This is a genomic window from Pseudomonas neustonica (assembly GCF_003797945.1).
GTDB lineage: Bacteria > Pseudomonadota > Gammaproteobacteria > Pseudomonadales > Pseudomonadaceae > Halopseudomonas > Halopseudomonas neustonica.
On the sequence record NZ_RKKU01000002.1, the window covers coordinates 212332 to 235274 of the forward strand.

The 22943-nt window shown below is 57.7% G+C and carries 28 protein-coding genes and 1 pseudogene; 14 read left to right on the forward strand and 15 right to left on the reverse strand.

The window, feature by feature from the left end:
• The first annotated feature begins 22 nt into the window (after nucleotides 1-22).
• The 4 genes from ftsE (at nucleotide 23) to EF096_RS03285 (ending at nucleotide 3475) form a co-directional block, all read left to right on the forward strand.
• Entirely contained in the window at nucleotides 23-685 is a 663-nt protein-coding gene (gene ftsE / locus EF096_RS03270) for a cell division ATP-binding protein FtsE (protein WP_123888185.1), read from the forward strand.
• A 2-nt stretch (nucleotides 686-687) separates the two neighbouring features.
• Nucleotides 688-1686 (forward strand): permease-like cell division protein FtsX, encoded by a 999-nt coding sequence (ftsX, locus tag EF096_RS03275; protein WP_123888186.1) that lies wholly within the window; start codon nucleotides 688-690, stop codon nucleotides 1684-1686.
• A 215-nt stretch (nucleotides 1687-1901) separates the two neighbouring features.
• Nucleotides 1902-2765 carry an RNA polymerase sigma factor RpoH gene (gene rpoH, locus EF096_RS03280; RefSeq protein ID WP_123888187.1) on the forward strand — a complete coding sequence of 288 codons (864 nt, stop codon included), beginning with the start codon at nucleotides 1902-1904 and terminating at the stop codon, nucleotides 2763-2765.
• A gap of 98 nt (nucleotides 2766-2863) precedes the next feature.
• Nucleotides 2864-3475 (forward strand): hypothetical protein, encoded by a 612-nt coding sequence (locus tag EF096_RS03285; protein ID WP_123888188.1) that lies wholly within the window; start codon nucleotides 2864-2866, stop codon nucleotides 3473-3475.
• A gap of 44 nt (nucleotides 3476-3519) precedes the next feature.
• Here the strand turns inward: EF096_RS03285 and mtgA are convergent, their stop codons facing one another.
• Nucleotides 3520-4254 carry a monofunctional biosynthetic peptidoglycan transglycosylase gene (gene mtgA / locus EF096_RS03290; RefSeq protein ID WP_123888189.1) on the reverse strand — a complete coding sequence of 245 codons (735 nt, stop codon included), beginning with the start codon at nucleotides 4252-4254 and terminating at the stop codon, nucleotides 3520-3522.
• A 52-nt stretch (nucleotides 4255-4306) separates the two neighbouring features.
• Between mtgA and EF096_RS03295 the strand changes: the two genes are divergently transcribed.
• From EF096_RS03295 to EF096_RS03320, 6 genes are all read left to right on the forward strand, one after another.
• Nucleotides 4307-4681, forward strand: coding sequence for a DUF423 domain-containing protein (locus EF096_RS03295; RefSeq protein ID WP_123888190.1), 375 nt, complete (start codon nucleotides 4307-4309; stop codon nucleotides 4679-4681).
• Nucleotides 4682-4798: 117 nt separating this feature from the next.
• A complete protein-coding gene (thiS, locus tag EF096_RS03300) occupies nucleotides 4799-4999 on the forward strand; it encodes a sulfur carrier protein ThiS (RefSeq protein WP_123888269.1) in 201 nt (66 codons plus the stop codon).
• A gap of 19 nt (nucleotides 5000-5018) precedes the next feature.
• Entirely contained in the window at nucleotides 5019-5810 is a 792-nt protein-coding gene (locus EF096_RS03305; protein ID WP_123888191.1) for a thiazole synthase, read from the forward strand.
• Between the two features lie 66 nt (nucleotides 5811-5876).
• Entirely contained in the window at nucleotides 5877-6605 is a 729-nt protein-coding gene (gene trmB / locus EF096_RS03310) for a tRNA (guanosine(46)-N7)-methyltransferase TrmB (RefSeq protein WP_123888192.1), read from the forward strand.
• A 378-nt stretch (nucleotides 6606-6983) separates the two neighbouring features.
• Nucleotides 6984-7301 (forward strand): helix-turn-helix domain-containing protein, encoded by a 318-nt coding sequence (locus tag EF096_RS03315; protein WP_123888193.1) that lies wholly within the window; start codon nucleotides 6984-6986, stop codon nucleotides 7299-7301.
• Nucleotides 7301-8611, forward strand: a complete 1311-nt coding sequence (locus EF096_RS03320) for a HipA domain-containing protein (RefSeq protein ID WP_123888194.1) — start codon at nucleotides 7301-7303, stop codon at nucleotides 8609-8611. The genes EF096_RS03315 and EF096_RS03320 overlap by 1 nt, the downstream gene beginning before the upstream one ends.
• 276 nt (nucleotides 8612-8887) lie before the next feature.
• On the opposite strand, the pseudogene EF096_RS20530 reads toward EF096_RS03320, so the two are convergent.
• Nucleotides 8888-9104: pseudogene (locus EF096_RS20530) on the reverse strand (transposase); the annotation flags it as partial.
• Nucleotides 9105-9413: 309 nt separating this feature from the next.
• Here EF096_RS20530 and EF096_RS03325 point away from each other — a divergent pair.
• Both EF096_RS03325 and gloA read left to right on the forward strand, forming a co-directional pair.
• Nucleotides 9414-10274 (forward strand): crotonase/enoyl-CoA hydratase family protein, encoded by an 861-nt coding sequence (locus tag EF096_RS03325; protein WP_123888195.1) that lies wholly within the window; start codon nucleotides 9414-9416, stop codon nucleotides 10272-10274.
• An 87-nt stretch (nucleotides 10275-10361) separates the two neighbouring features.
• Nucleotides 10362-10892, forward strand: a complete 531-nt coding sequence (gene gloA / locus EF096_RS03330; protein ID WP_123888196.1) for a lactoylglutathione lyase — start codon at nucleotides 10362-10364, stop codon at nucleotides 10890-10892.
• Between the two features lie 45 nt (nucleotides 10893-10937).
• On the opposite strand, the gene EF096_RS03335 is transcribed toward gloA, so the two are convergent.
• The 12 genes from EF096_RS03335 to EF096_RS03390 all read right to left on the reverse strand — a co-directional run bounded on the left by EF096_RS03335 (nucleotide 10938) and on the right by EF096_RS03390 (nucleotide 19808).
• On the reverse strand, nucleotides 10938-11489 hold the full coding sequence (locus EF096_RS03335) for a DUF922 domain-containing protein (RefSeq protein WP_123888197.1): 552 nt from the start codon (nucleotides 11487-11489) through the stop codon (nucleotides 10938-10940).
• Entirely contained in the window at nucleotides 11489-11926 is a 438-nt protein-coding gene (locus EF096_RS03340; RefSeq protein ID WP_123888198.1) for an acyl-CoA thioesterase, read from the reverse strand. The genes EF096_RS03335 and EF096_RS03340 overlap by 1 nt, the downstream gene beginning before the upstream one ends.
• Nucleotides 11927-11948: 22 nt before the next feature.
• Complete coding sequence (locus EF096_RS03345; RefSeq protein WP_123888199.1) at nucleotides 11949-13112, reverse strand: iron-containing alcohol dehydrogenase; 1164 nt, start codon at nucleotides 13110-13112, stop codon at nucleotides 11949-11951.
• Nucleotides 13113-13269: 157 nt separating this feature from the next.
• Nucleotides 13270-14457, reverse strand: coding sequence for a radical SAM family heme chaperone HemW (gene hemW, locus EF096_RS03350; RefSeq protein ID WP_123888200.1), 1188 nt, complete (start codon nucleotides 14455-14457; stop codon nucleotides 13270-13272).
• Nucleotides 14454-15059, reverse strand: coding sequence for an RdgB/HAM1 family non-canonical purine NTP pyrophosphatase (gene rdgB / locus EF096_RS03355; RefSeq protein ID WP_123888201.1), 606 nt, complete (start codon nucleotides 15057-15059; stop codon nucleotides 14454-14456). The genes hemW and rdgB overlap by 4 nt, the downstream gene beginning before the upstream one ends.
• Nucleotides 15049-15489: a DUF4426 domain-containing protein gene (locus EF096_RS03360; RefSeq protein WP_123888202.1), complete on the reverse strand. Its 441-nt coding sequence runs from the start codon at nucleotides 15487-15489 to the stop codon at nucleotides 15049-15051. Before EF096_RS03360 ends, rdgB begins: the two co-directional genes overlap by 11 nt.
• 32 nt (nucleotides 15490-15521) lie before the next feature.
• Nucleotides 15522-16112 carry a methionine biosynthesis protein MetW gene (gene metW / locus EF096_RS03365; protein WP_123888270.1) on the reverse strand — a complete coding sequence of 197 codons (591 nt, stop codon included), beginning with the start codon at nucleotides 16110-16112 and terminating at the stop codon, nucleotides 15522-15524.
• Nucleotides 16113-16114: 2 nt separating this feature from the next.
• On the reverse strand, nucleotides 16115-17257 hold the full coding sequence (metX, locus tag EF096_RS03370) for a homoserine O-succinyltransferase MetX (RefSeq protein WP_123888203.1): 1143 nt from the start codon (nucleotides 17255-17257) through the stop codon (nucleotides 16115-16117).
• A 128-nt stretch (nucleotides 17258-17385) separates the two neighbouring features.
• Nucleotides 17386-17679: a DUF167 family protein gene (locus EF096_RS03375; protein ID WP_123888204.1), complete on the reverse strand. Its 294-nt coding sequence runs from the start codon at nucleotides 17677-17679 to the stop codon at nucleotides 17386-17388.
• The gene (locus tag EF096_RS03380; protein WP_123888205.1) at nucleotides 17676-18266 is read right to left on the reverse strand and encodes a YggT family protein; all 591 of its coding nucleotides are present in this window, start codon (nucleotides 18264-18266) and stop codon (nucleotides 17676-17678) included. Before EF096_RS03380 ends, EF096_RS03375 begins: the two co-directional genes overlap by 4 nt.
• Nucleotides 18267-18275: 9 nt before the next feature.
• Entirely contained in the window at nucleotides 18276-19094 is an 819-nt protein-coding gene (proC, locus tag EF096_RS03385) for a pyrroline-5-carboxylate reductase (RefSeq protein WP_123888206.1), read from the reverse strand.
• A complete protein-coding gene (locus tag EF096_RS03390; RefSeq protein ID WP_123888207.1) occupies nucleotides 19095-19808 on the reverse strand; it encodes a YggS family pyridoxal phosphate-dependent enzyme in 714 nt (237 codons plus the stop codon).
• 77 nt (nucleotides 19809-19885) lie between these two features.
• On the opposite strand from EF096_RS03390, the gene EF096_RS03395 reads away from it, so the two are divergent.
• Nucleotides 19886-20920 (forward strand): type IV pilus twitching motility protein PilT, encoded by a 1035-nt coding sequence (locus tag EF096_RS03395; protein WP_123888208.1) that lies wholly within the window; start codon nucleotides 19886-19888, stop codon nucleotides 20918-20920.
• 62 nt (nucleotides 20921-20982) lie between these two features.
• The gene (locus tag EF096_RS03400) at nucleotides 20983-22137 is read left to right on the forward strand and encodes a PilT/PilU family type 4a pilus ATPase (RefSeq protein ID WP_123888209.1); all 1155 of its coding nucleotides are present in this window, start codon (nucleotides 20983-20985) and stop codon (nucleotides 22135-22137) included.
• On the opposite strand, the gene siaD is transcribed toward EF096_RS03400, so the two are convergent.
• Complete coding sequence (siaD, locus tag EF096_RS03405) at nucleotides 22134-22937, reverse strand: biofilm regulation diguanylate cyclase SiaD (RefSeq protein WP_123888210.1); 804 nt, start codon at nucleotides 22935-22937, stop codon at nucleotides 22134-22136. The genes EF096_RS03400 and siaD overlap by 4 nt on opposite strands.
• Nucleotides 22938-22943 lie beyond the last annotated feature (6 nt).

Sequence of the window (22943 nt, forward strand, 5' to 3'; positions counted from 1 at the left end):
AAGAGTCTGGAATCCAAACGCAATGATTCGCTTTGAACGTGTCAGCAAACGCTACCCGAACGGCCATCAGGGGTTGGATAACCTCGATCTGCACATCCGTAGCGGTGAGATGGTCTTCATCACCGGGCACTCCGGCGCGGGGAAAAGCACCTTGCTCAAGCTGATCATGTGCATGGAGCGGCCGAGTTCTGGCGCCGTGCACGTCGGCGGTCAGAATCTGCAAGAGCTGAGCAGTGATGACATTCCCTACCTGCGTCGTCAGGTGGGCGTGGTGTTTCAGAATCATCAGTTACTGTTTGACCGCACTGTGTTCGATAACGTTGCCCTGCCGCTCGTTATCAATGGCACGCCGCCAGATGAAGTGGGCCGCCGCGTGCGTGCTGCGTTGGACAAGGTTGGGCTGCTGAGTAAAGAGGGCAGCTTACCGATTGCGCTCTCTGGCGGTGAGCAGCAGCGAGTGGGTATCGCCCGCGCTGTGGTGCACAAACCCGCATTGCTGCTGGCCGACGAGCCGACGGGTAACCTTGATCCCGCACTATCTGCCGAGATCATGGCGTTGTTTGAGGATTTTAATCGGGTGGGTGTCACCGTGTTGATAGCCAGTCACGATTTACCGCTGATTGCCAAGCTCGATCATCGCATGCTGACCCTGGATCAGGGTCGGCTGATTACGGATGGGGAGTAGTCATGTCTGTAGCCAAGCGACCGGCTGATCCCAAACGCAAGGCGCCCAAGGGCGCTGCGCGCTCTGAGCGTAATTGGCGCCATCCGCTACGCAGTTGGCTTGGTAGCCATCGTGCCAGCGCGCGACAGGCGCTGCATCAGGTGCGTAGCTATCCCTTTAGCAGTGTACTGACCGTGCTGGTGATGACCATTGCGCTAGCGCTGCCCATGGGGCTGTCCGTGCTGATCAACCAGGTCGAGCAACTGGGCGTTAACTGGCAGAAAGCAGCGCAGATCTCGGTCTATATTGAGGACGGTGTCAGCAAGGAGCGACAGCAAGAGCAACTGGCGGCAATCAAGACGCTCTCCGGCGTGGCTAACGCACAACTGCTTGATAAAGAGCTGGCGCTGGCCGAATTCCAGCAGCACTCGGGGATGGGTGACGCACTGCTGCAGTTGAGCTATAACCCGTTGCCGAGTGTGATTGTGGTGACGCCTAGCAGTATCGAGGGCGGCGCAGCAGCTTTGGAACCACTGCGTGACAGGCTTGCAGCTATTGATGGCGTTGAGCAGGTGCAGATTGATCTGCTTTGGGTCGAGCGGCTGGCTGCCATTTTAGGCATGCTGGAGCGCTTTACCGGTGGGCTTGGCCTGTTGCTGATCATCGCCTTGCTGCTGGTCATGACCAATACCATTCGTCTGGCCATCGAAAGCCGACGTGAAGAGATACTCGTAGTCAAGCTGGTGGGCGGCACTGACGCTTTTGTTCGCCGTCCGTTTCTGTATATCGGTGTGCTCTACGGGTTGCTGGCCGGGGTGATGGCCTGGCTGTTATTGGCGGCGGGCCTGGCCTGGTTGAATGTGACCGTGCAGCAGGTGGCCAGCCTCTATCAGAGCGACTTTGCTCTGATCGGCATGCCGTGGCCGGATGGTCTGACATTGGTAATGGGTGCTATGTTGCTGGGGCTGGTCGGTGCCTGGCTGGCGGTGGGGCAGCATGTGCGGGCGATAGAGCCTAGCTAGCCCGCAAGCCGCAAGCCGCAAGCTACAATCAGCTCGGCGTGGGTTTAGGGTTTAGGGTTTAGGGTTTAGCTTGCCGCTTGAAGCTTGAAGCTTGTAGCTTGTAGCTTGTAGCTTGCAGCTGATAGCTGGGCCCCGCAGGGGCCTGAACTTTAGTCTGCGTTCACAGTCTTATTTTGCAGTGATACACTAGGTCGTCAATTTTTGGGAGTTCAAACATGAGCACTGCCTTGCTACCCGTTAACAGCTTGGTACCGGGTGCGAATCTTGAAGCCTATGTTCAGAATGTAAGCAGCATCCCGGTTCTTAGCGCTGAAGAAGAGCGTGAGCTGGCTGATCGTCTGTATTATCAGGAAGACCTTGAGGCTGCTCGCCAGCTGGTTATGTCTCACCTGCGTTTTGTTGTGCATATCGCGCGCAGCTACTCTGGCTATGGTCTGGCGCAGTCTGACCTGGTGCAGGAAGGTAACGTAGGTTTGATGAAAGCGGTCAAGCGCTTTAATCCGGAAATGGGCGTCCGCCTGGTGTCGTTCGCGGTGCATTGGATTCGTGCCGAGATTCATGAGTTCATTTTGCGCAACTGGCGTATCGTCAAGGTAGCTACTACCAAGGCGCAGCGTAAGCTGTTCTTCAACCTGCGTAGCGCCAAGAAAAAACTGTCTTGGCTGTCACATGATGAAGTGAACGCAGTGGCTGAAGACCTGGGTGTGGCGACGCGTGAAGTGCGCGAAATGGAAAGTCGACTTTATGGTCAGGATTTGGGCTTTGATGGTGCTCAAGACGAAGACGACGATGCTGCCTACGCGCCGGTTCATTACCTTGAAGACAAGCGCTATGATCCAGCAACCCAGCTCGAATCGGCTGATTGGTCTGATAGCTCCAGCACCAGCCTGCTGACGGGCCTGGAAGCCCTCGACGAGCGCAGCCGTGACATTCTTTACCAACGCTGGTTGGCGGAAGAGAAGGCTACGTTGCACGAGTTGGCCGCCAAGTATCAGGTCTCAGCCGAGCGTATTCGTCAGCTGGAAAAGAATGCGATGAACAAGCTGAAGAAGAATCTGGAAACCGAGGTTGAGCTCTGAAGCACCGCCTCCGGTTGTGACTACTGAAAGGGTATCCTGCGTGGATACCCTTTTTTGTTTGTAGAAAACCTAATTCAAAACAATAAAAGGAGTTGTGCATGACTCGTCGTCAGGGCGCTCGACTGGCCACCTTGTTGAGTGTGGTTATATTGGCTTTCTTTGCCTTTGGTTTCTGGCTGTCCAAGCCGCAGCAGGGTGAGCCCATGCAGTGGCGCACGGCCTATGAAGACAGCCTGTGGGGGCCGTTACAGCGCCAACAGCTGACTCTGGGTGATGCAAGCGATGCCCTGGGTCACGGTACTCTGTGGATGATCAGCTCTGAAGGCAAGCCGCTATTGGTCAGCCGCTATACGCTGGAAAGTGATGATGTCAGCTGGCGGGTGCAGGCAGTGCTGAAATTGACACCGCAGCAGCGTGACAGCCTGGTGCAGGCTCAGGCCTGGGAGCCCGAGTTGCCGGATCAGCCGATCAACTCGTCGGTGGCCGATGCGCTGAAAGATCAGCCGGTGCTGCGATTAAGTCTGATACCTTCTGAGCCCTTGGCGTTAAGTGATGTGCAAAGCACCATGGGTAACCCGGATCTGCGCCTGCCGGTGAGTGAAGGTGAAGAGGCTTGGGTTTATCCGAAGATAGGCGCAGTGGTAGCTGTGGGCGAGGAAAAAGCCTATTCGATCATGTTTGGTTTGCGTGATGATCTAAGCGGCCAGTAGGTGCCGGGACTGGGTGGCGGTGATCTGTTATTCAGGTATCAGGGTCAGTAGCGCAGTCGAAACCAGGCTAGCCAGTCGCTTCTCGCTTCCACTTTGTCCAGATACTCTCTGCCGCCTAGCTGCCGCATTTGCTGCTGTATCCATATCGCCCGGCGTTGCGCATACTGGGGTGGATTTACCGGATCCCAGTTCAGCGGACTCGGCAATACGGCAGCCAACTGGCTGGCCTGACGGTCCGACAGATAGCTAGCGCCAATGTTGAAGTGAGTGCGCGCAGCGGCATCTACGCCGAATACGCCGCGATCCCATTCAGCAATATTCAGGTACATTTCCAGAATGCGCTGCTTGGGCCAGAGTATCTCTATCCACAGGGTGAACCACACCTCCACGCCCTTTCTTAGATAGCTGCGGTCCGACCAAAGAAAAAGGTTCTTGGCGACTTGCTGGCTTATGGTACTACCACCGCGCAGGGTCCCGCCCTGCATATTGTGTTGTATGGCCTCGCGAATTCCTCGAAGGTCAAAGCCGCAGTGTTTGGCAAAGCGCTGATCTTCAGATGCGATGACCGCCATTTTCATATTGTCAGGAATTTGCTCATATGGGCGCCACTGATACTGAATCGTCAGTGGTTGTCCGCTTTGTTTTGCCGCGTACCAGCGCTCTACCATCAGCATTGAGCCGGGCGCGGGGGCCCAGCGAAAGATGATGATCGGCAGCAGGCTCAGGAACGCGAGTATAAGCAACCACTTGGCGGTCTTGCGTAGTATCTTCTTGATCATGTGAAGTCGAATAAGTCTGTGTTCGAAATATAAACAGGAAAGGGAATATATCATGGCCAAATGGCTGCTGTTGTTCGCGTCGTTCACTGGTTTCAGCGGTGTTGCTTTGGGGGCCTTCGCCGCACATGGTTTGCGTAACAAGTTGGCGGACAATTTGCTCAATGCGTTTCAAACCGGGGTGCACTATCAGCTGTGGCATACCATGGCGCTGATTGGTGTGGCGCTATTGCTGTTGCGCTTTCCCGAGTCGGGGTTGTTCAAGGCGACAGGCGTCCTTTTTGCGCTCGGTATACTGCTGTTTTCCGGCAGCCTCTATCTGCTGGCGCTGACCGGTATAAGCAAACTGGGCATGGTGACCCCCATGGGCGGACTGACCTGGCTGATAGCCTGGGGCTGTTTTGCTGCGGGGATATGGCGCAGTCTCTAAGGCGCTATGGCGTGGTCAGCTGGCGGCAAAGCGCGGTATCATAGCGCCCTTGCTGTCGCCATGAGCGACAGGCACGTGCCCACTTACTTTCTACACCCGGATATAACCGAGCCGCTTATGCAGATCTATCTCAATGGCGAAGCCTATTCCCTTGATCGGGTCATCAGTCTGGCTGAGCTGATCGAACTGACTGGCCTGACTGGCAAGCGCCTGGCGATTGAGCTGAACCTCGATATTGTGCCGCGCAGTCAGCACGCCGAGACGCTGTTAAGCGACGGCGACCGGGTAGAGATTGTTCACGCCATCGGCGGCGGCTAAGCCCTTTCTGGAGAACCTGATGACCGATTTGAGCCAAGATGCGTTGGAAATTGCCGGCGTCCGTTACCGTTCCCGTTTGCTGGTAGGGACCGGCAAATACAAGGATATGGCCGAAACAGGCCGTGCCATTGAAGCGTCCGGCGCCGAGATCGTGACGGTGGCTATCCGCCGAACCAATATTGGCCAGAATCCGGATGAGCCCAACTTGCTCGACGTTGTGCCGCCGGATCGTTATACCATTTTGCCCAATACCGCCGGCTGTTTTACCGCAGAAGACGCTGTGCGTACCTGCCGTTTGGCGCGCGAGCTGTTGGATGGTCACAAACTGGTCAAACTGGAAGTACTGGCTGACCAGAAAACCCTGTTCCCCAACGTAGTAGAAACGCTGAAAGCCGCCGAAGTTCTGGTTAAAGATGGGTTTGACGTCATGGTCTACACCAGCGATGACCCGATTATCGCGCGTGAGCTTTCTGCTATGGGTTGTGTGGCTGTCATGCCGCTGGCTGGTCTGATTGGCTCCGGCATGGGCATCTGCAATCCCTGGAACCTGCGCATTATTCTGGAGGAGGCGACGGTGCCTGTGCTGGTTGATGCGGGCGTGGGTACCGCGTCTGACGCGACCATCGCCATGGAGCTGGGCTGCGCCGGTGTGCTGATGAACAGTGCCATTGCTCACGCCGACCAGCCGGTGCTTATGGCTCAGGCCATGCACCACGCGGTATTGGCTGGCCGTGGCGCCTACCTGGCTGGCCGTATGCCGCGCAAGCTGTATGCCACAGCATCCTCACCGCTGGATGGCACTATCCGCTGATCTCCCGATGCCATGAAGGGTCATCGCCGTTGGCGGTGACTTTTAGAAAATAATCACGAGCCTCCCATGTCCGATACCCCTGAGTTACCTGAAAACGCCGATACCGAATCGACCTCGCCAAAGCGCCGCGCTATCCGCAGTTTTGTCATGCGCGCTGGGCGCATGACCGAGGGGCAGCAGCGCGGTATTGATCATGGCTGGCCGAAGTTTGGCCTGACCCTGGACCAGGGCTTGTTGGATCTGGACGCCGTATTTGGGCGGCAGGCACCGCGCACGCTGGAAATTGGTTTTGGTATGGGTCAATCGCTGCTGGAGATGGCGCAGGTAGCACCCGAGCAGGATTTTATCGGTATTGAAGTGCATCGCCCCGGTGTAGGCTCGCTTCTGAACGGCCTGGTCAATAGCGAGACCAGCAATGTGCGGGTATTCGACTGCGATGCCATTGAAGTGCTGAATCAAAGTATTCCGGACGCCAGTCTTGACCGTCTGCTGCTGTTCTTTCCCGACCCCTGGCATAAAAAGAAGCACAACAAGCGCCGTATTGTGCAGCTCAGCTTTGCCGAACTAGTGCGTACCAAACTCAAGCCGGGTGGCGTGCTGCATATGGCGACCGACTGGGAGCATTATGCCGAGCAAATGCTGGAGATCATGAGTGCAGCGCCGGGGTACCGTAATCAGGCCGCGGATGGCACCTACGTTCCGCGTCCGGAAGAACGTCCTGTCACCAAGTTTGAACGCCGTGGCGAGCGGCTCGGGCATGGTGTCTGGGATCTCAAGTTTGAGCGGGTAGACTGATTAACGCGATACGGCGCGGATCCGCGCGCCGTTCTCTCTGATAGCGCCGATATCCGCATGATGCTCTGCCCGCTCCCCGGGGGTCGACTGTAAGCAGCGGATACTTTTCATGGGGTTTGCCAGCGTGGCTATGGGCTTATATCCAGGGCGGCGATCCATCAAGCAGCGCTCTATCCACACGTTCGTGTGGATTCTGAATGAAAGAAAAATTCTGCAAGATAATCCTCGCGATCGCGAGGATCCATGTGTTCCTTCGGTGTAATTTGTAATTATCCTCCCGATCATGAGGTTTTCTGCTATTTTGGTAGTGTAGTCGCACTATTCCGCATGATCGCGAGGATTTAATTCAGCTCTAGATCATCTAGAACGAGGAACACAATGAAATTCGACATCAGCTCCCCAGAGCAGATCGGGCCGCTTGTGAGGGCAAGCCGCAAGGCCATGCAGCTGCGCCAGGATGATGCTGCGGGTAGCATTGGCGTATCCGAGAACTTCCTGGGCAAGGTCGAAAGGGGGGGCGAAACCGTGCAGTGGGGCAAGTTGTTCCAAGTCATGCAGGAGCTGGGGCTGTCCCTCTCGGTTGAGGTGCCGGAGCCGTTTGCTGAGGAGGTAAACGCGATTCTGGAGGTGGCCAAGGCGAAGCGAGCTCGCACAGTGCGGCCTCGCCCCCGCGTTGCCGACAGCGAGGCTGATTGATGGGGCGATCCCTCGACGCCTGGATCAACCAGGTCCGCATTGGCACCCTCCGGGAGAACAAAGGGCTTTGGGCTTTCGTTTACAGTGCGCAGTGGCTGGCCGACCCTGCGGCCTATCCGCTTTGCCCCATGCTGCCGTTGCAGGCTGAGGAACACCGTGATGGCGCCAGCCATCGCCCGGTACAGTGGTATTTCGACAACCTTTTGCCGGAGGAGGGCCAGCGCACATTAATTGCCGATGCCGCAGGGGTAACCATTGCCGACGCCTTTGCCTTGCTGCAGCACTTTGGCGCCGAGTCAGCCGGCTCTATTACCCTGTTGCCGCCGGGTGAGCTGCCGCAACCGGGTAGCACCCAGCCGCTGTCTACGGTCACCCTGTCTCAGCGTATTCAATCCATGCCCGAGGTGCCGCTGGCCCAGCGGGCAGCCAAGCGCATGTCGCTTGCTGGCGCGCAGCATAAGATGGCGGTGATCTGGCGAGAGGGTGAATTGCTTGAGCCCCTTGGCAACGAACCTTCAACGCATATTCTCAAGCCGAATCACCCCGGCGCGGATTGGCGGCATTCGGTAATTAACGAATGGTTTGTAATGACCCTGGCCGCGCGGGTCGGTCTGCCGGTGCCGAAGGTCGAACGTCTCTATGCGCTCGAGCCCGTCTTTCTAATCGAGCGCTTTGACCGGACTTTGACCCCGGATGGATGTGCGCGCCTGCACTGCATCGACGCCTGTCAGATGGATGGGCTGTCACGCGAGTTCAAATACAGCGCGGGCAACATTGAGCGCGTGGCTGATCTGGCGAGCCGTTGCAAACCAGCTGCGCTGGCGAGGTTGCGCCTGTTCGAGTGGCTGGTGTTCAACGTGCTGATGGGCAACGAAGATGCGCACCTGAAAAACATCAGTTTTTTGCTAACGGCCAAAGGCATGCATTTGGCTCCCTTCTACGACCTGCTATGTACCGCCGTGTACGGCACCAAAGCCTGCGACAAGGACCGTTGGCCCGAAGGGGCCGAGCTGGCCTGGCCAATCCTGGATCGCCAGAAGTTGCCGCAGATAGATGCCGACCTGCTGATCCAGGCCGGTCAAACCATGGGTATCAAGCCCGCCACGGCAAAGAATGCCGTGCGCAAGATGGTTGAAGCACTGAGCTCCGCCGCACCGCAGTTGCTGGAAGAGGTGCTGGCAGAAAACGCCCAGCTTGGGCATGCCCGGCCTGAGTTGAAAGCAACCTTTGCAGGGGAAGTTCGCCTGCTAAGAAGCATCAATGCGATCGTTATTCGCGAAATGGTTGGGCAGCTAGGTCGGGGGCTTTAGGGGAAGCGGCCGGCACCGGAAACAGGGAAGTAGCAGCTACGCCGAATGGGGCAACCAGATAAGCGGGGGCTTGCCCTGCAGTGGTTAACTATTTCCGGACACCGCGATAGGTGATTTCAACTCCATCTCACGCTCATAGGCGGCCCCCCACAGTTTCGAGTGCGGTTGTTCGTTGTTGTAAAATCCAACGACGCATTCAGTAATGTCGCGTACCGCCTCTGCGTGGTTGGCATAATCGCGACGCCAGACTCGCTCCATTTTCAAGCAAGGCGGTAGCTTTTTTAATAGCTCGTTGTCCACTTTGAGTTGGCGATTTTCTTTTTCCAGCTGTCGAATGCGCTGCTGCTCAGGCGTGAACGGTTTACCTATTCCGGATTACTCCAACTGCTCGGCAGTCATACTGCTGTAACCAGCGCCTAACAGCCGTGTCGCCGATATTAAGATCATGATAGACCTGCTAAACACTCAGGCCCTGGTCCTTGACCAGCTTCACGTGAAGCTGTCGTCGGGTTTTCTACGTTGGTCAGACATGCGAGGCTCTTTGATAAATGCATTTTCCACCTATCGAGGTGTCCGGGGAAATTAAGCTGCTACAAAGGCGCATGCGCGTAAGTCTTAACTAAAGGGCGGGGGGGGCGTTTATTTTTCGGTTGTGCATGCACGTATGTTACTTGACGCATACTGGATAATTACGCTTCCATCCACCCCACCAATACCCCCACATACGCCACGGTAACTCAGCTGGTTACTGTGACTGGCGGGTTCTACACTGGGCGCTATTGACCAAATAGAGAGCGCCCACATGTCTTACGAAACACTGGATTATCAGGTTGAGGATGGCATCCTCACCTTGACGCTGAACCGACCTGATCGTATGAACGCCTTCAACGGCGCAATGCGCCGCGAGCTGATTGCGGCGTTCGATGCTGCCGATGCCGATGATGCGGTGCGCGTGATCATCATGACCGGGGCCGGCAAGGCGTTCTGTGCTGGGGCTGATCTGGAGAAGGGCGGCGATACCTTCAACCGCCACAAGCGTCAGAGCGAGCCGGAAGGCGACGAGTTGCGTGATGGCGGCGGCACCGTTTCACTGCGTATCTACGAATCCACCAAGCCGGTTATTGGCGCTTTTAACGGCGCAGCCGTTGGCGTTGGCGCCACCATGAGTTTGCCGATGGACATTCGCATGGCATCCACCAAGGCGCGTTTCGGTTTTGTTTTTGCTCGTCGCGGTATCACCATGGAAGCCTGTTCCAGCTGGTTCCTGCCGCGTTTGGTCGGCCCGCAGCAGGCCGCCGAGTGGGTCTATACCGGCCGCGTATTTGGCGCTGAAGAAGCATTGAAAGGCGGCTTGGTGCGCAGCCTGCACGAGCCGGATGAACTGCTGCCAGCAGCGCGTGAGCTGGCTCGCGAAATCGCGGATAACACCTCGCCGATGTCGACCCTGCTCAACCGTCAGCTTATGTGGCGCATGCTGGGTGCCGACCATCCGATGGAAGCACATAAAATCGACTCACGGGCGATTGCCTTTATGGGCGAGTCGGTGGATGCGCAGGAGGGCGTGCAATCCTTCCTGGAAAAACGTCCCGCCAAGTTCACCCTGCGCCCAAGTCAGGATCGTCCGAGCTTCTACCCCTGGTGGCAGGACCGCCCCTTCTCCTGAGCGCTCGCAGATAGATAGGGTTGCGCTGCTGCTGGCGCGGCCCTATCAGTGTTATTCTGGGCTTTTAACCCGCTCGGGAGTAATGCAATGAGTCGCCATTTTGAACAGGCCGATGGCCTCTGCGAAAACCGCGATCCAGCCACCGAAGGCTTCGTCTTCAACCAGACCATGCTGCGTATCAAGTCGCCGGAAAAGACGCTGGATTTCTATACTCGTGTCATGGGTATGACGTTGGTCAAGAAGCTGGATTTCCCGGAAATGAAGTTCAGTCTTTATTTTCTGGCTGCCATCGACAGCCACGCCCTGGGCGATTGGTCGACCGATTCAAAGGAACGCACGATGCAGACCTTTGGCCGTCCGGCGATGCTCGAGCTGACGCACAACTGGGGCACCGAGGACGATGCCGATTTCAGCTATCACAATGGTAATGACGAGCCCAAGGGGTTTGGTCATATTGGTTTTGCTGTGCCAGATCTGACCTCAGCCTGTGAGCGTTTTGAATCCTTGGGCGTCTCTTTTGTAAAACGGCCGCAGGACGGCAAGATGCACAACATTGCCTTTATCCGCGACCCAGACGGTTACTGGATCGAGTTGTTTACGCCTGGCGGTATGGCTTGAGGCAAGCCGGGCTGGCTTGAAGTGAAGTGCGCCTGGCAGGCGCTTTCAGGGAAAGCTCGCCCCTTCAAGCGCGCCCTGCTGGGTGCGCTTGTCGTATTCCCGATTGGCTTCACTCAATACATTGAGCAGGCGCTGACCGGTAGCATTGGCCGCTTGCTGGAGCTGATCGCAGCTGCCCATTGGCGGCAGCGTAGCAATGCTTTGCTCAATCTGTCTGGCATGCTCCAGCGCCAACTCAATATGTTTTTCCTGATGTGCTTGCAGTGCAAGCAGATAGCCGTCCCATTGTTGCTGAACCGCGTTTGGACGCTGCGGATCAGGCTGCAGGTGCGGCGTATGCGCCGTAACCGTTACCTCGGTACTGACATCGGTGATACGGCACTGTCCGGGTGTTGATTGCCAGTTGAAGTGCCATTGCACCTGGCTGCTGCTGTGCTGGCGATTACGATTGAGGCTGGCACGAATGGCGTCTGTGGTGCTGCCAGCTACGTCGAACTGCTGGGTTTGTGCATGCAGAGCGGGCTCTGCATGCAGTTGCGTGCTGCAAACGACGAGCGTCGGCAGCAAGGCCAGCCTGAGCAGCGCGATCGCTCGCATCAGATCGGATCCATCAGCCGTTCCAGCGCCGCGCGGCACTGGTTGGGAATCGGGAAGGCGGTGTTGCTCAGACGATCAACAAACACGTGTACGAAACGTCCCGCTGCACAGGCTTCTTCGCGGCCCTGCTTGAATACGGCGAGCTCGTAATGCACTGAGCTACTGCCCAGACGCGCTACTTTTACGCCAATTTCAATCGCATCCGGGAAGGCGATGGGTGCGAAGTAGTCGCAGTTGGAGCTAACGACAAAGGCGACCTGATCGCCCTCATGGATATCCAGACCGCCCTCAGCGATCAGCCAGCTGTTCACCGCACTGTCAAAGTAGCTGTAGTAGGTCACGTTGTTTACGTGGCCGTAGATATCGTTGTCGTGCCAGCGGGTGGTGATCGGGTGCAGGTAATGATAATCCTGACGGGTTGGCTTGCTTGTGCTCATGCTGGGTCTCTTGTCGGGTGGATCAATAGGCCAGTTTATAGATGGCCAACGCGTCGGCCTCGCTGACGTCACGCGGATTGTTGACCAGTAGACGCTGCTGCAGCATCGCGTCCTTGGCCAGCATTTCCAGCTTGTCTTCGGGCACGCCGGCGTCCCTCAGGCGGCTAGGCAGGCCGCAGCGCGGGCTCAGATCGGATAGCGCGCTGACCAATTGCGCGGTCAGGCTGTCGTTGTCGCCGGGACGCAGGCTTGGTCCGACAATCAAGGGGGCGAGCTCGGCATACAGTGGCGCTGCCGCGGAGGCGTTGAACTCGATAACCGTCGGCAATACCAAGGCGTTGGACAGCCCGTGGGGGATATGAAAGTGGCCGCCGAGGGGATAGGCCAACGCGTGCACCGCAGCGACGGGTGCGTTAGCGAAGGCTTGCCCGGCGAGCAGGGCGCCGAGCAGCATGGCCTGACGCGCCTCACGATTCTGTCCGTCCTGGACGACGTGATCCAGGTTGGCAGCCAGTAGCCGCAGTGCTTCGCGCGCGAGCATGTCAGACAGCGGGTTTTTCTTCAGTTTACTGGTATAGGCCTCGATGGCATGCACCATGGCATCAATACCGGTAGCCGCAGTGACATGGGCTGGTAAGCCCAGGGTCAGGTCGGCATCGAGCAGCGCCAGATCGGGTAGCAGGATCGGCGAGACCACGCCCATCTTGCTAGTGGCGCCCGTGGTGATGATGGCAATCTGCGTCACCTCCGAGCCGGTACCGGCGGTGGTCGGTACCTGAAACAGCGGCAGACGTTGGCCGCGAGCATTGCCGACCCCATAGATGTCTGCCATTTGCTGTTTGCACTCTGGATGCGCCAGCAGCGCGACCAGCTTGGCGACGTCCATTGAGCTGCCACCACCAAAACCAATGATCAGCTCGGCCTGCATGTTCCTGGCTTGAGCGACCGCTTCCAGCACCACGTGCTCCGGCGGATCGGCCTCAACCTGATCGAAGACTTCAACACTCACCTGTGCCTTGGCCATGGCGGGCAGGATGCTATCGAGCAAGCCGATTTTGGTAATCCCGGGATCGGTGACTATCAGTACACGCTGGGCGTCACGCTCGCGGCACAGCTCGCCGAGGCGGGCGGCGGAGCCGGATTCGCAGAGAATCTGGGCGGTGGTGGCAAAGCTGAACGGATTCATTGGGCCTCCAGGGCAGGTATTAGTGTCGATTGAGACAATTCTGCTGACTGCACGTTCATGCGGCAAGAGCTATTGATGACGCAGATGTTACCGCATTGGCCTGTTGGGATACGATAGGCGGCGCCAGTCTGAGCGCCTTTTACCATTAAAGATTGCGTTAGAGAAACAGCTCCAGCAGGTCATTGAGGAAGAGTTTGCCGCGCTCGGTCGGGCGCAGCTGATGTGCCCACGGCTCGAGCAGTCCCTTGGCAGCAGCCTGTTGCAGTAGCGGCTCAATATCGGTCAGCGATTGCCCGGTGCGTGCCGAGTAGTAGCTCGCAGGTACACCATCAACCAGGCGCAGAGCATTCATCAGAAAATCAAAAGGTAGCTCATCAGCTGCCAAAGTTTTGCGCCCGGCACGCACGTCTTTGCCGGCGGCCAGGTAGTCCTTGGGCAGACGGGTCTTCCAGTGACGCTCAATCGCGCCATCACTATGGGTAATCTTGCCGTGAGCGCCTGCACCTATGCCGAGAAAATCGCCGTACTGCCAGTAGTTCAGGTTGTGTCTGGCCTGCCTACCGGGCTGCGCGTAAGCGGATACTTCGTACTGGGCGTAGCCGCCAGCTGCCATGCGTTGCTGTCCGGCTTCCTGGATCGACCAAAGAATGTCTTCTTCCGGCAGCGTGGGCGGCTTGGAGTAAAACACGGTGTTGGGCTCCAGCGTCAGTTGGTACCAGGACAGATGCTCCGGTGCCAGCGCCATGGCCTGGTCAATGTCGGCGATGGCCTGCTCGTGGCTCTGGTTGGGTAGGCCGTGCATGAGGTCGAGGTTCAGGTTATCGAAGCCTGCCCGGCGCGCCATATCGACCGCACTCAAGGCTTCACGGTCGTCGTGGATGCGCCCTAGCGCCTTGAGGTGGCCGGCATTGAAGCTCTGGATGCCGATCGACAGACGATTGATCCCGGCCGCGCGATAATCAGAGAATTTGGCCTGCTCAAAGGTGCCGGGGTTGGCCTCCAGCGTGATCTCGATGTCGGCAGCAAAGGGTAGACGTGCGTTTAGCGCCTGCAAAAACCGATCAAGGCTGGCCGCCGAAAACAGGCTAGGCGTGCCACCGCCAAAGAAGATCGACGTCAGCTCGCGCCCGGCTGCCAGCGGCAGGTCTTGCTCCAGGTCGGCGATCATGGCGTCGATATAAGCGTCTTCCGGCAACGCCGTCTGACTGGTATGCGAATTGAAGTCGCAATACGGGCACTTCTTTACGCACCAGGGGATGTGGATGTAGGCCGCCAGCGGCGGCAGCTGCAAGCTGTCCGGTGGGATTGCTTGTTGCTTGTTGCTTGCCGCTTGCGGCTGGGTCATAGCCCCAACCGCTGCCGCAGGTGCGCCATGGCGCGGGCGCGGTGGCTGAGTTGATTCTTGTCGGCGGGGCTGAGCTCGGCGCTGGAGCATTTGCGCTCGGGTACCCAGAACAGCGGGTCGTAACCGAAGCCGTGGGCGCCGCGCGCCTCATTCAGAATGCGGCCTTCCCAGATACCTTCGCAGATGATCGGCATAGGGTCGTCGGCGTGGCGTAACAGTGCCAGCGCACAGATGAACTGCGCCCCGCGTGCTTCGGTGGGTACGTCTTCCAGTGCCTGTAGCAGCTTGGCGTTATTGGCGGTATCGCCCTCACCGCCGGCGTAGCGCGCGGAGTAGATGCCGGGCGCGCCGCCGAGTGCGTCGACCGCCAGACCGGAATCGTCGGCCAGCGCTGGCAGACCCGAAGCGCGCGCTGCATGGCGGGCCTTGAGCAGTGCATTCTCAACGAAGGTCAGGCCTGTTTCTTCAACGTCTTCGTCGATGAAGTCGCTCTGCGGCAGTATCTTGACCTGATCACCCAGCATGGCCTGCAGTTCAGCCAACTTGCCCTTGTTGCTGCTGGCCAGCACCAGGGTATCGAATGGCAGGGTGTTACTGGTCATCGGGGAAAAACTCCTGCTGGAAGCTGAGGCTGTGCACCATGGCGCCGGGCGCGGCCTGAATGTCGATCTTGAACAGCAGTATGCCGCGTTGTGCGGCGCTGTAGTTGGCGACGAAGTAGATGGCGTCGCCCTCCTTGATGCGCTTGAAATCGAGCTCGACAGGTTGGCCGATCAGGCTGCGTACTTCGCCTTTGAGGATGGCGTCCACCGCTTCTGGGCTACCGTTATTCTGGCGTTGCACAGCAATATTGATGACGCCCTTGCTGGGGCCGCGTTGCAGGCCAGCCTTGGCTGCGATATCCGGCTGCAGAAAGCTGCTGTTAAAGACATTGTGATAGACGATCAGGTCACCAAAACGGGTGGGTTCGGGGCCCGCGCTGGCCCAGGGTGCGAGCAGCAGCAAGGCGAACATGGCGAATGTGCGTAGCATGAAGGTCTCCTCGAAAATTAGTGTTCTTTGGTTCAGCGGCTGATGCGATAGATGGCTACTTCGCCCATCAGGTTGGGCCACAAGCCGCTCAACCAGCTGCGCTGATGCGTTTGGTCTACCACCAGACGATCCAGCACCTTGATATTGCGCTCGCGGCACAATTGCTCAAAATCCTTGAAGGTGCAGAAGTGGATATTGGGTGTGTTATACCAAGTGTAGGGCATGAACTCGGACACCGGCATGCGACCCTTGGTACCCAGATGCCAGCGGCAGCGCCAGTGGGCAAAGTTGGGGAAGGTGAGAATGCCCTCGTGACCGATACGCAGCATGTCTTCGAGTACCCGATCCGGGTAGTGCATGGCCTGCAGGGATTGCGTCATGACCACGGTATCGAAGCTGTCGTCTTCAAAGTTGTTCAGTTCTTTGTCGAGGTTCTGCTCCAGTACATTGACGCCATGCTGGATGCAGGTCTTGATCTTCTCCGGATCGATTTCCAGGCCATAGCCCTGCACCTGCTTGTGGTCACGCAGGTGGCGTAATAGCTCACCTTCACCGCAACCCAAATCCAGTACGTGGCTGCCGGGCTTGATCCATTGCTGAATGATCTCCAGATCGGCGCGCAGGCTCATGAGGTCACCTCTATACGGTTCATGTAGCCACTCAGGGCCTCGATGTAGCGGGGGATGGGCAGCAGAAAGGCATCGTGCCCCTGCGCAGCCTCAATCTCCAGATAGCTGACCTGTTTCTTGGCTGATAAGAGCGCGTTGACCAGCTCGTGCGAGCGCTCCGGCGAGAAACGCCAGTCGGTGGTAAAGGACATGACCAGGCAATGCGCCTGAATACCGGACAGGGTTTTCGCCAAATCATCGCCATGTGCCGCCGCTGGGTCAAAGTAATCCAGCGCTTTGGTCATCAGCAGATAGGTGTTGGCGTCAAAGCGGCCGGAAAACTCCTGCCCTTGGTAGCGCAGGTAGCTTTCAACCTCGAACTCCACGCTGGTGAGGTCGTAGTTGAGCTGTTCGCTGCGTAACTCACGGCCGAATTTGCGGCCCATGGAGTCGTCTGACAAGTAGGTGATGTGGCCCACCATACGTGCCAGCATCAGGCCACGCTTGGGTATCACGCCGAAGGCGGCGTAATCGCCATGGTGAAAGTCGGGGTCGGTGGTGATTGCCTGACGTGCTACCTCGTTAAAGGCGATGTTCTGCGCCGACAGTTTGGGCGCGGTGGCGATGGCAACACAGTGGCGAATACGCTCTGGATAACTGATCGCCCATTGCAGCGCCTGCATGCCGCCGAGGCTGCCGCCAACCACGGCAGCCCATTGCTTTATCCCAAGTACGTCGGCCAGCCGCGCCTGGCTGTGCACCCAGTCTTCGACCGTCAGCACCGGGAAGCTGGCACCGTAAGCTTTGCCGGTCTCGGGATCGATACTGGATGGCCCGGTGGAGCCGTGACAGCCACCAAGATTATTCAAGCTGACGACAAAAAAACGGTTGGTGTCGATGGCTTTGCCCGGCCCGATGCAGGAGTCCCACCAGCCAGGCTTGCGCTCATCAATACTGTGGTAACCGGCGGCATGATGATGGCCGGACAGTGCATGGCAGATCAGCACCGCATTGTCAGCCCCTGCGTTGAGCTGACCATAGGTCTCGTAGACCAGTTCGTAGGATGCCAACGCCTTGCCACACGCTAGTGGCAACGGATCGCTGAAGGTATGCCGCTGGGGGGTAACCAGGCCGACAGAGTCAGCAGGTAGTGTGGACATTTATAACCTTTTCCAGTGTGAGGTGGCCGGCTTCACAATGGCCTACCGAGATGAACGGAAGGCTGCGCATCGCGGGCAGGCGAAGGGCCAACAATCGAGGCGCCAGTCTAACGGCGCCGGTGCAATATTCAAGGACGCTGGATTGCCAGCTCTTCCGGTAATTGTCGCGGGGCGCTGATGGCAACGCGTTTTTGTCGACTGGTCTGGCCGCTGACCAATACTACCTCGCGTTTGGAAACGCCAAAAGACTTGGCCAGAAAGGCCAGCAACATGCTGTTGGCTTTGCCATCGACTGGCGGCGCGCTGATACGAATCTTTAGCCGTTCGCCGTGCAACCCGGCAAAGCCAATACGGCTCGCTCCGGGTTGCAGATGGCAGTCGAGCAGCAGGTCTTCGCCACGCCAGCTATAAAAAGGCGTCACAGCGCGAGCGTCAGCCCCTTGGGCATGCCGGTGGCGATCGCCATATTGGTGATCACCAGCATCTGCAGCAGGTTCAGCGCGATAAAAGCAAAGATAGGCGAAAGATCCAGGCCGCCCAGTGAGGGCAGTATCTTGCGGATCGGAGCCAGCACTGGCTCGCACAGCTGGTTAACCAGCATTGCTGCCGGGTTTGCGCTGCCGGGTGCCACCCAGGACAGAATCACGCTGATGATCAGCGCAAAAAAGAACACCTTGAGAAAGAGCGCCGTGATCGCAACCAGGGACCAGGCCAGCAGCTGCAGTATGCCTGGCAACGCGTAGCCCATGAGTTTGATGATGATTGCCATGAGCACCAGCTGAAGGATCAGTGCCAACACCAGCGAGGCGAAGTCAATGCCGCCCCAGCCTGGGATGATGCGACGCAGTGGCATCAGTAACGGCTTGGTGGCGCGCACGATGAACTGCGACAGCGGATTGTAAAAATCCGCGCGCACCAGTTGCAGGATAAAGCGCAGCAGAACGATCAGCAGATACAAGCTGCCGAGGGTCTGTACGATGTAAATAGCTGCCATGTTCAGGCCGGTCATGGTGTTTCCTCAGGCAAGTTCTTTGGACATTTCAGCGGCGCGTTTGGCAGCAGCCTGCATCGCGTTATCAACCATCTGCGGCAGACCTTCTTCGCGGAAGGTCTTGATTGCCTGCTCGGTAGTGCCCCCGGGTGAGCAGACGCGGCGGCGCAGTTCAGCTACATCGACATCACTGTTGACTGCCATGTCGGCTGCGCCGAGTGCGGTAAACAAGGCCAGACGTTCTGCGGTATCGCGTGGTAATCCCAGTTTCTCTCCGGCATCGATCATGGATTCGATCATGTAGAAGAAATAGGCTGGCCCGCTGCCGGAGACAGCGATGACCGCGTCGATCAGGCTTTCTTCTTCCAGCCATACGCTAATACCGACGGCATTGAGGATGGTTTCGGTCAGTTCTCTCTGTTCGTCGCTGACGGCTGCGGTAGCATATAGGCCGCTGACGCCTTGGCCACGCAGCGATGGCGTATTGGGCATGCAGCGGACAATGGGGGTTGCGTCACCGAGCCAGGCGGCCAGGCTGTCGCAGCTGATACCGGCAGCAATGGAAATCACCAGTTGGCCTGGTTTACGCTCAGCCGGCAGGGCGCGGCAAACAGCCTGCATCACCTGCGGCTTGACCGCGAGCAGCAGCACGTCGCATTCAGCGGCTAATACGGCGTTGTCGGTAACCGTGCGAATCTGAAACTGTTTGTGCAGTGCAGCGCCCTGTTCTGGCTTGGGGTCGCTGGCAATGATGCGCTCGGGCTTCATGTTCTTCTGCAGCATGCCGCCAATCAGGCTGGTGGCCATGTTGCCGGCGCCGATGAAACCGATAGTAGGAGCAGTCATTTAATTGGAACCTCGCTCAGAATGCGTGGGTGGAGTTGAATAGTCGCGTGCACCAAACAGGGCGCTGCCGATGCGCACTATGCTGGCACCTTCCTGAATCGCCTCGGCCAGGTCGTCGCTCATCCCCATCGATAGCGTATCCAGCGGCAGCGCTAGCGCTGCCTGAGCCTCACGCAGAGCGGCCAGGGGCGCGCGACGGGCCGCGCTGTCTGCAGCCGGAGCAGGAATGGCCATTAACCCGCGCAGCTTGATGCGCGGCAGCGCAGCAATGGTATTGGCCAGTTCCGGTAGCTCCGCCAGGGAAACGCCGGACTTGCTTTCCTCGCCACTGATATTGACCTGCAAGCAGATATTCAGTGGCGGCATGCTTTCGGGTCGCTGGTCGGACAGGCGCCGGGCAATCTTGAGGCGATCGACACTGTGTACCCAGTCGAAGTGCTCGGCGATGGTTTTCGTCTTGTTTGATTGAATGGGGCCAATGAAGTGCCAGATCAAGGGAAGGTCGGAGAGCGCAGTCATCTTTTCCAGCGCTTCCTGCAGGTAGTTTTCCCCTATATTCTGTACGCCTGCTGCCCAGGCATCGCGGACAGCACTGGCGGGACGGGTTTTGGTCACCGCCATCAGGGTAATGGTATCGGGGTCGCGGTCGGCAACAGCGGCGGCGCGCTGTATGCGTTCACGAACGTTTGCAATATTCTCTGCTATCGTGGACATTACTGACGTTAATACCTTGCCAATCGAATAGACTCTGACAGCATTCTACATGCTTGCAGGTTGTAATGGGGAACCCTATGGATATTACTGAGCTGTTAGCCTTCAGCGCGAAGCAGGGCGCGTCGGACTTGCACTTGTCGGCAGGATTGCCGCCCATGATTCGTGTGGATGGCGACGTGCGCCGGATCAACGTTCCGGCCATGGAACACAAGCAAGTGCACGCGCTGATCTACGACATCATGAATGATAAGCAGCGCAAGGACTTTGAAGAGTTCCTCGAAACCGATTTCTCCTTCGAAGTACCTGGCGTAGCTCGCTTTCGGGTTAACGCCTTCAATCAGAATCGCGGTGCTGGCGCCGTGTTCCGAACCATTCCCTCCAAGGTCCTCAGTATGGATGACCTCGGGATGGGCGATGTGTTCAAAAAGATTGCCGGCAACCCGCGCGGACTGGTACTGGTAACCGGACCAACCGGTTCGGGCAAATCCACCAGTCTGGCTGCCATGGTGGACTACGTTAACAGCACCAAGTACGAGCACATCCTGACCATCGAAGACCCCATCGAATTTGTTCACGAGTCGAAAAAGTGTCTGGTCAACCAGCGTGAGGTTCACCGCGATACCCTGGGCTTTGCCGAAGCGCTTCGCTCGGCACTACGGGAAGATCCCGATATCATTCTGGTCGGCGAGATGCGTGACCTTGAAACCATCCGCCTGGCACTGACAGCGGCCGAAACCGGTCACCTGGTCTTCGGTACTCTGCACACCACCTCTGCGGCCAAGACTATTGACCGTATTGTCGATGTGTTCCCCGGCGAAGAAAAATCCATGGTGCGCTCGATGTTGTCCGAGTCGCTGCAAGCCGTTATATCGCAAACGCTGCTGAAGAAAATAGGCGGCGGGCGCGTAGCTGCACACGAAATCATGATTGGCACGCCGGCGATTCGTAACCTGATTCGCGAAGACAAGATCGCGCAGATGTACTCGGCGATTCAGACCGGCGGCAACATCGGCATGCAGACCCTCGATATGTGTTTGAAGACCCTGGTTTCCAAGGGTTTGATTACCAAGGACAGCGCGCGCGAGAAAGCCAAGGCCGTGGACAGCTTCTAAACAGACTGGCATTTTTGGGTGGGCGCCGAGTGGCCTGCCGTGAAGGATAAAAGAGGCATAGCATGGAGTTTGAAAAGCTGTTGCGGCTGATGGTTGATAAGGGTGCGTCTGACCTTTTCATCACGGCCGGTGTTGCACCCAGCATGAAGGTGAATGGCAAAATTCTGCCGGTGACGAAAACCCCCTTGTCGCCAGAACAGACCCGCGAAACGGTCCTTGGTGTGATGACCGAGTCACAGCGCCGCGAATTTGCCGAGAAGCGTGAGTGTAATTTCGCCATCAGCGCGCGTGGTATTGGTCGCTTCCGGGTCAGCGCGTTTTATCAGCGCAACCTGGTGGGCATGGTGCTGCGTCGCATCGAGATCAATATCCCGACGATGGAAGATCTGCGCCTGCCTGAGGTGCTCAAGCAGCTGGCGATGACCAAGCGTGGGTTGGTTATGTTTGTCGGGGCGACCGGTACGGGTAAGTCGACCTCACTGGCGTCCATGATTGGTTATCGCAACAAAAATTCCAGCGGTCACATCATTTCGATCGAAGACCCTATCGAATTTATTCACCAGCACCAAAACTGCATTGTTACCCAGCGTGAAGTGGGTATCGATACCGACTCTTTTGAAATTGCCCTGAAGAATACCTTGCGGCAGGCGCCGGACGTGATTCTGATTGGCGAGGTGCGCTCCAAGGAAACCATGGAGCATGCCGTGGCCTTTGCCGAAACCGGTCACCTGTGTTTGGCGACACTGCATGCCAACAACGCTAACCAGGCGCTGGATCGCATCATTCACTTCTTCCCTACCGAGTTGCATCAGCAGGTATGGATGGACTTATCGCTTAACCTCAAGGCTATTGTTGCCCAGCAGCTGATTCCGACTCCGGACGGCAAGGGGCGCCGAGCGGCTATTGAAGTGCTGTTGAATACGCCGCTGGCAGCGGATCTGATTCGCAAGGGCGAAGTACATGAGCTCAAGCCGCTCATGGCGCGTTCCACCGAGGCGGGTATGCAAACCTTCGATCAGGCGCTTTACAAGCTCTATAGCCAGGGCGAGATCACCTATGAAGATGCATTGCTGCACGCCGACTCGGCTAACGATCTGCGTTTGATGATCAAGCTCGGCTCTGAAACCGATGGCAAGCATCTCATGGGCGATGATAGCGGCGGTTTCGCGTTAGAAGACGAAGACGAGAACGCGCCCCACATGCCGACACGGCGTTAGTCGGTAAGCGATGTGCGGGCGGTGCTCAGTTGGTTCCGTCCGCCGCGCTTGGCGACAAGCAAGGCGTGATCTGCCTGGTTGATCGTTTCGGAATAGCTTTCACCTGGCTGATGCTCGGCAATGCCCGCGCTGATGGTGATGCTGACTGAGTCAGTTTGCGCGCGGATGGCCAGGCGCTGTATCGCACCGCGTACCCGTTCCAGAACCTGCGCTGCTGCATCGGCCCTGGTTTCCGGCATTAAAATCAAAAACTCCTCACCGCCCCAACGGCCGCATAGGTCCTGTTCGCGTATTTCGGCGTCAAGCACCCGGGCGATTTCGGTCAGTGCACTGTCGCCGAGTTCATGGCCGTATTGGTCATTGATGCTCTTGAAGTGGTCGACATCCAGCATGGCGATACTGAAGGGGCGCTGATAGCGAATAAATCGTTCGGTCTCTTTTTTCAGGCGCTCAACCAGCAGGCGACGATTGGCCAGTCCGGTCAGGGAGTCATGGGTCGACGCTTCGCGCAATGCTTCATTCAGATCGCGCATCATGTTCTGGTAGCGATCGGATATACGCGCCACTTTTTCCAGCTGGCGTAGTTGCTTGTTCAAGCGTTCGGTCAGCGACTGCTCCTGCAGTTTAGCCATGCTCTGATAGGCATCGGATATGTGGCTGATCCGGTCAATGCGCCGCGCCAGGTCCTGATGGTTGGCCCACAGTGAGCCGAGTGGCTCGCGCAATGGATTGTCCTGTTGCGTCGGGTCATCCAGCAACTCGGTGATACGCGCTTCAAGGCTCTGGTTGAGCTGTTTCATTTTGGA

What these genes read in the sequence shown, in the direction of transcription:
- ftsE (WP_123888185.1), top strand. Translation starts at nt 23, where the DNA reads ATGATTCGCTTTGAACGTGTCAGCAAACGCTACCCGAACGGCCATCAG.
- ftsX (WP_123888186.1), top strand. Translation starts at nt 688, where the DNA reads ATGTCTGTAGCCAAGCGACCGGCTGATCCCAAACGCAAGGCGCCCAAG.
- rpoH (WP_123888187.1), top strand. Translation starts at nt 1,902, where the DNA reads ATGAGCACTGCCTTGCTACCCGTTAACAGCTTGGTACCGGGTGCGAAT.
- EF096_RS03285 (WP_123888188.1), top strand. Translation starts at nt 2,864, where the DNA reads ATGACTCGTCGTCAGGGCGCTCGACTGGCCACCTTGTTGAGTGTGGTT.
- mtgA (WP_123888189.1), bottom strand. Translation starts at nt 4,254, where the DNA reads ATGATCAAGAAGATACTACGCAAGACCGCCAAGTGGTTGCTTATACTC.
- EF096_RS03295 (WP_123888190.1), top strand. Translation starts at nt 4,307, where the DNA reads ATGGCCAAATGGCTGCTGTTGTTCGCGTCGTTCACTGGTTTCAGCGGT.
- thiS (WP_123888269.1), top strand. Translation starts at nt 4,799, where the DNA reads ATGCAGATCTATCTCAATGGCGAAGCCTATTCCCTTGATCGGGTCATC.
- EF096_RS03305 (WP_123888191.1), top strand. Translation starts at nt 5,019, where the DNA reads ATGACCGATTTGAGCCAAGATGCGTTGGAAATTGCCGGCGTCCGTTAC.
- trmB (WP_123888192.1), top strand. Translation starts at nt 5,877, where the DNA reads ATGTCCGATACCCCTGAGTTACCTGAAAACGCCGATACCGAATCGACC.
- EF096_RS03315 (WP_123888193.1), top strand. Translation starts at nt 6,984, where the DNA reads ATGAAATTCGACATCAGCTCCCCAGAGCAGATCGGGCCGCTTGTGAGG.
- EF096_RS03320 (WP_123888194.1), top strand. Translation starts at nt 7,301, where the DNA reads ATGGGGCGATCCCTCGACGCCTGGATCAACCAGGTCCGCATTGGCACC.
- EF096_RS03325 (WP_123888195.1), top strand. Translation starts at nt 9,414, where the DNA reads ATGTCTTACGAAACACTGGATTATCAGGTTGAGGATGGCATCCTCACC.
- gloA (WP_123888196.1), top strand. Translation starts at nt 10,362, where the DNA reads ATGAGTCGCCATTTTGAACAGGCCGATGGCCTCTGCGAAAACCGCGAT.
- EF096_RS03335 (WP_123888197.1), bottom strand. Translation starts at nt 11,489, where the DNA reads ATGCGAGCGATCGCGCTGCTCAGGCTGGCCTTGCTGCCGACGCTCGTC.
- EF096_RS03340 (WP_123888198.1), bottom strand. Translation starts at nt 11,926, where the DNA reads ATGAGCACAAGCAAGCCAACCCGTCAGGATTATCATTACCTGCACCCG.
- EF096_RS03345 (WP_123888199.1), bottom strand. Translation starts at nt 13,112, where the DNA reads ATGAATCCGTTCAGCTTTGCCACCACCGCCCAGATTCTCTGCGAATCC.
- hemW (WP_123888200.1), bottom strand. Translation starts at nt 14,457, where the DNA reads ATGACCCAGCCGCAAGCGGCAAGCAACAAGCAACAAGCAATCCCACCG.
- rdgB (WP_123888201.1), bottom strand. Translation starts at nt 15,059, where the DNA reads ATGACCAGTAACACCCTGCCATTCGATACCCTGGTGCTGGCCAGCAGC.
- EF096_RS03360 (WP_123888202.1), bottom strand. Translation starts at nt 15,489, where the DNA reads ATGCTACGCACATTCGCCATGTTCGCCTTGCTGCTGCTCGCACCCTGG.
- metX (WP_123888203.1), bottom strand. Translation starts at nt 17,257, where the DNA reads ATGTCCACACTACCTGCTGACTCTGTCGGCCTGGTTACCCCCCAGCGG.
- EF096_RS03380 (WP_123888205.1), bottom strand. Translation starts at nt 18,266, where the DNA reads ATGACCGGCCTGAACATGGCAGCTATTTACATCGTACAGACCCTCGGC.
- proC (WP_123888206.1), bottom strand. Translation starts at nt 19,094, where the DNA reads ATGACTGCTCCTACTATCGGTTTCATCGGCGCCGGCAACATGGCCACC.
- EF096_RS03390 (WP_123888207.1), bottom strand. Translation starts at nt 19,808, where the DNA reads ATGTCCACGATAGCAGAGAATATTGCAAACGTTCGTGAACGCATACAG.
- EF096_RS03395 (WP_123888208.1), top strand. Translation starts at nt 19,886, where the DNA reads ATGGATATTACTGAGCTGTTAGCCTTCAGCGCGAAGCAGGGCGCGTCG.
- EF096_RS03400 (WP_123888209.1), top strand. Translation starts at nt 20,983, where the DNA reads ATGGAGTTTGAAAAGCTGTTGCGGCTGATGGTTGATAAGGGTGCGTCT.
- siaD (WP_123888210.1), bottom strand. Translation starts at nt 22,937, where the DNA reads ATGAAACAGCTCAACCAGAGCCTTGAAGCGCGTATCACCGAGTTGCTG.